This is a genomic window from Kitasatospora sp. MY 5-36, assembly GCF_001182915.1.
Lineage (GTDB): Bacteria > Actinomycetota > Actinomycetes > Streptomycetales > Streptomycetaceae > Kitasatospora.
Genome location: NZ_LFVW01000077.1, coordinates 1 through 4,397, shown reverse-complemented (window position 1 = coordinate 4,397; position 4,397 = coordinate 1). Strand labels below are relative to the sequence as shown.

Genomic DNA, 4,397 nt, shown 5'->3' with positions numbered 1-4,397 from the left:
GCCAGTGGGTCGGCATGGGGCGTGAGCTGGCGGAGGCCTCGCCGGTGTTCGCGGCCCGGCTGGCTGAGTGTGCTGCGGCCCTGGCGCCTTACGTGGACTGGCAGTTGGACGATGTGCTGGCGGGGCGCCACGGTTTCGAAGCCGCTGACGTCGTGCAGCCGGCGCTGTGGGCCGTGATGGTGTCGCTCGCTGCGGTATGGCAGGCGGCTGGTGTCGCTCCGGACGCGGTGCTGGGTCACTCGCAGGGCGAGATCGCCGCTGCCGCCGTCGCTGGGATTCTCTCCCTGGACGACGCTGCCAAGGTCGTCGCTCTGCGGAGCAAGACCCTGAAGGTGCTGGCGGGTCGTGGTGGGATGCTGTCAATCGCGGAGCCGGTGGAGGGTGTTCGGGCGCGGATCGCGTCGTACGGCACCCGCCTTTCCGTCGCGGCCGTGAACGGCCCGTCGGCGACGGTCGTCTCCGGTGACGCCGACGCGCTGCGTGAACTCGCCGAGGCGTGCGGGGATTCGCCGCGTGCCCGGATGATCCCGGTGGACTACGCGTCCCACAGCGCCCACGTGGACGAGCTGCGCGAGGAGATCCTGACCGTCCTCGACGGGATCCGGCCTCGTGAGGCGCAGGTCCCGATGATCTCCGCGCTGACCGGTGCATGGCTCGCGGGCCCCGAGCTGGACCCGGCCTACTGGTACGCGTCGCTTCGCGAGACGGTCGAGTTCGACCGCGCGGTGCGGATTCTCGGCGACGCGGGCCACGGAGTGTTCCTGGAGGTCTCGCCGCACCCGGTGCTGACCCCGGCGATCGGCGACAGCCTGGAGGAGCGCTCCCCGGTGGTCGCAGGCACCCTGCGGCGCGACGAGGGCGGCGCGCAGCGCCTGTTGACCTCGCTCGCCGAGGCGTACGTCCAGGGCGCCCCCGTCGACTGGGCGGCGGTGCTCGGCGCCGGGACGACCGTCGCGCTGCCGACCTACGCTTTCCAGCGGCGCCGCTACTGGCCCGAGGCCCCGGTGCTGGAGCGGGCGAAGCTGTCGGTGGACGACTGGCGTTACCGCATCACCTGGCAGCCGGCCGCCGCGAGCGGCCCGGCGGACCTGTCCGGCACCTGGCTGGTCGTCGGCGACGCCCCCGACGCGGCCACGATCGCCGAGGCGCTGACGGCGCGTGGCGCCGAGGCGGTGCGGACGACGCTCGCGGGCCTCGACGAGGCCATCGCAGGAGCGGGCGGGGACGTGCGCGGTGTGGTGTCGCTCCTGGCGCTCGACGAGTCGCCGGACGCCGAGTTCGCGTGGCTGTCCCGGGGCAGCGCCGACACCCTCGACCTGGTCCAGAGGTTGGGCCGGGCCGGGACCACCGCTCCCCTCTGGGTGCTGACCCGTGGCGCGGTGCAGGTCGCCGCCGACGAGGTGACGACCAGCCCGGTGCAGACCCAGGTCTGGGGTCTCGGTCGTACGGTCGGCCTGGAGCACGCGGACCGTTGGGGCGGTCTGGTCGACCTGCCGCCGGTGCTGGACGCCGATGCGGCCGCTCGTCTGGTCGGCGTCTTCGCCGATGGCAGTGAGGACCAGGTCGCGGTGCGGCCGTCGGGTGTCCTCCTGCGCCGTCTGGTGCGGGCGGAGGCCCGCCGTGTGGAGTCGGAGGGCTGGTCGCCGCGCGGCACCGTCCTGCTGACCGGTGGCACCGGCTCGATCGGCGTCTGCATCGGCCCCTGGCTTGCCGAGCACGGCGCGCCGAGGGTGGTTCTGACCTCCCGCTCCGGCCCGTCGGCGCACGGCGTGGCGGCGCTCGCCGCCGCCGTGGCGAACGGCGGCTCGGCCGTCGAGGTCGTCAGCTGCGACCTGACGGAGCGTGCGCAGGTCACGGCGATGGTGACGTGGATCGAGGCCTCCGGCCCCGGCCTGTCCACCGTCCTGCACTCCGCCAACGCGCCGATCCTGGCCCGGGTGGAGGACACCAGCCGGGAGGAGCTGGCCGTCGCGGTCGGCGCGAAGGCGGCCGGCGCCGTCCACCTGGACGAGGCGACGGCCGACCTGGGCATCGACGAGTTCGTGATGTTCTCGTCGATCTCGGCGACCTGGGGCAGCAACGACCACGCCGCCTACGCGGCCGGCAACTCCTTCCTGGACGGCCTCGCCGAGGACCGTCGCGCCCGCGGCCTGCCCGGGACCTCGATCGCCTGGGGCGTGTGGAACACCCGCGACTGGGACGCCGTCGACGCGGCGATGGACCAGGCGCCCGGTCGCGTCACCCCGCACCGCCTGCTGCGGCAGGGCATGAACTTCCTCGACACCCAGCGAGCGCTGACCGCGCTCGGCGAGATCCTGGCCGACGACGAGACCTTCATCGCCCTCGCGGACGTCGAGTGGGAGAAGTTCGCGCCGGTCTTCACGGCCGCACGGCCTCGCCCGCTGCTGGACACCATCCCCGAGGCCCAGGAGGACACGACCGTCCGTCGTGACGAGGACGGGCGCGGTGACTTCGAGCTCCAGCTGGCCGGGCTGTCGGCGGCCGAGCGGCGCCGGACGGTCACCGAACTGGTGCGGACGCACGCGGCCGCGGTGCTGGGCCACGAGTCGGTGGACGAGATCGTGGCGAGCCGGGCGTTCCGGGAGCTGGGCTTCGACTCGCTGACCGCCGTCGAGCTCCGCAACCGCCTGAACACCGCGTGCGGCCTGCGGCTGCCGTCCACGGTGATCTTCGACCACCCGAGCGCCTCGGCGCTGGCGGACGAGATCCTGGCCGCGCTGTTCGGCACGGACGCGGACGAGGGCCAGACCGTGACGGCGGCGGCGGTGTCGACCGATCCGATCGCGATCGTCGGTATGGCCTGCCGCTACCCCGGTGGTGTCCGGACTCCGGAGGAGCTGTGGGACCTCCTGGTCGCGGGCGGGGACGCGATCGGCGCGTTCCCGGCCGACCGCGGCTGGGACATCGAGGCGCTGTTCGACCCGGACCCGGACGCCGAGGGCTCGACCTACGTCGTGGAGGGCGGATTCCTCAGCGGGGCCGCGGAGTTCGACGCGGGGTTCTTCGGGATCAGCCCGCGCGAGGCGCTGGTCATGGACCCGCAGCAGCGGCTGCTGCTGGAGACCTCCTGGGAGGCCGTCGAGCGGGCCGGCATCGACCCGAAGTCGCTGCACGGCTCCGCGACCGGCGTGTTCATCGGCGCGGCGTCGTCGGGCTACATCGCGACGGGTGCCACCGTCCCGGGCGCCGAGGCGCACCTGATCACCGGAAACGCGCTGAGCGTGCTCTCCGGCCGGGTGTCGTACACGCTGGGCCTGAACGGGCCCGCGGTGACCGTCGACACGGCGTGCTCGTCCTCCCTGGTCGCGCTGCACCAGGCGGGCCAGGCCCTGCGGTCGGGCGAGTGCTCGATGGCGCTGGCGGGCGGTGTGACGGTGATCGCCGACCCGGCCGAGTTCGTCGGCTTCTCACGCCTGCGGGCGCTCGCCTCGGACGGCCGCTGCAAGGCCTTCGGCGAGGGCGCCGACGGCATGGGCATCGGCGAGGGCGCGGGCATGCTCGTGCTGGAGCGCCTCTCGGACGCCCGCCGCAACGGGCACCAGGTGCTCGGCGTGCTCCGCGGGAGCGCCGTCAACCAGGACGGCGCCTCCAACGGCCTGTCCGCGCCGAACGGCCCGGCCCAACGGCGGGTCATCCGGGCGGCGTTGGCCAACGCCCGGATCTCGGCGGCGGACGTGGACGTGGTCGAGGCGCACGGGACGGGCACGGAGCTGGGCGACCCGATCGAGGCGGGCGCGCTGCTGGCCACGTACGGCCAGGAGCGGTTCGAGGACCGGCCGTTGTGGCTGGGGTCGGTGAAGTCGAACATCGGGCACGCCCAGCAGGCCGCCGGTGTGGCCGGTGTGATCAAGATGGTGCTGGCGCTGCGGGCCGGTGTGCTGCCGAAGACCCTGCACGCCGATGAGCCGTCCTCGCACGTCGATTGGGAGACGGGCAACGTCCGTCTGCTCCAGGACGCGGTGCAGTGGCCGGCGGGCGAGCGGCCGCGTCGGGCGGGTGTGTCCGCCTTCGGGATCAGCGGCACCAACGTCCACGTGATCGTGGAGGAGGCCCCGGCGGCCGTCGAGGCGGCGGTTGAGCCGGCGGGCCAGGAGAACCCGGTACTCACCGGGGCGGCGGGTGTGGCCTGGCCGGTCTCCGGTCGTGGCGCGACCGCGCTGGCGGGCCAGGCGGGTCGGCTGCGCGAGTACGTGCTGGCGCGGCCGGAGCTGCCGGTGGGTGACGTCGCGTGGTCGCTGGCCACGACGCGTTCGGTGTTCGAGCAGCGTGCGGTCGTGCTGGGCGGCGAGCGGGGCGAGCTTGCGGCGGGTCTCGCGGCGGTGGCCACGGGGCAGCCGGCGGCGGGCGTGGTGACCGGGTCGGTGGCGGCTGCTGGG

1 pseudogene is annotated in these 4,397 nt (G+C 74.2%); it reads left to right on the top strand.

The window, feature by feature from the left end:
• Nucleotides 1-14: 14 nt before the first annotated feature.
• Nucleotides 15-4,397 (top strand): annotated as a pseudogene (locus tag AE652_RS06410) (type I polyketide synthase); the annotation flags it as partial.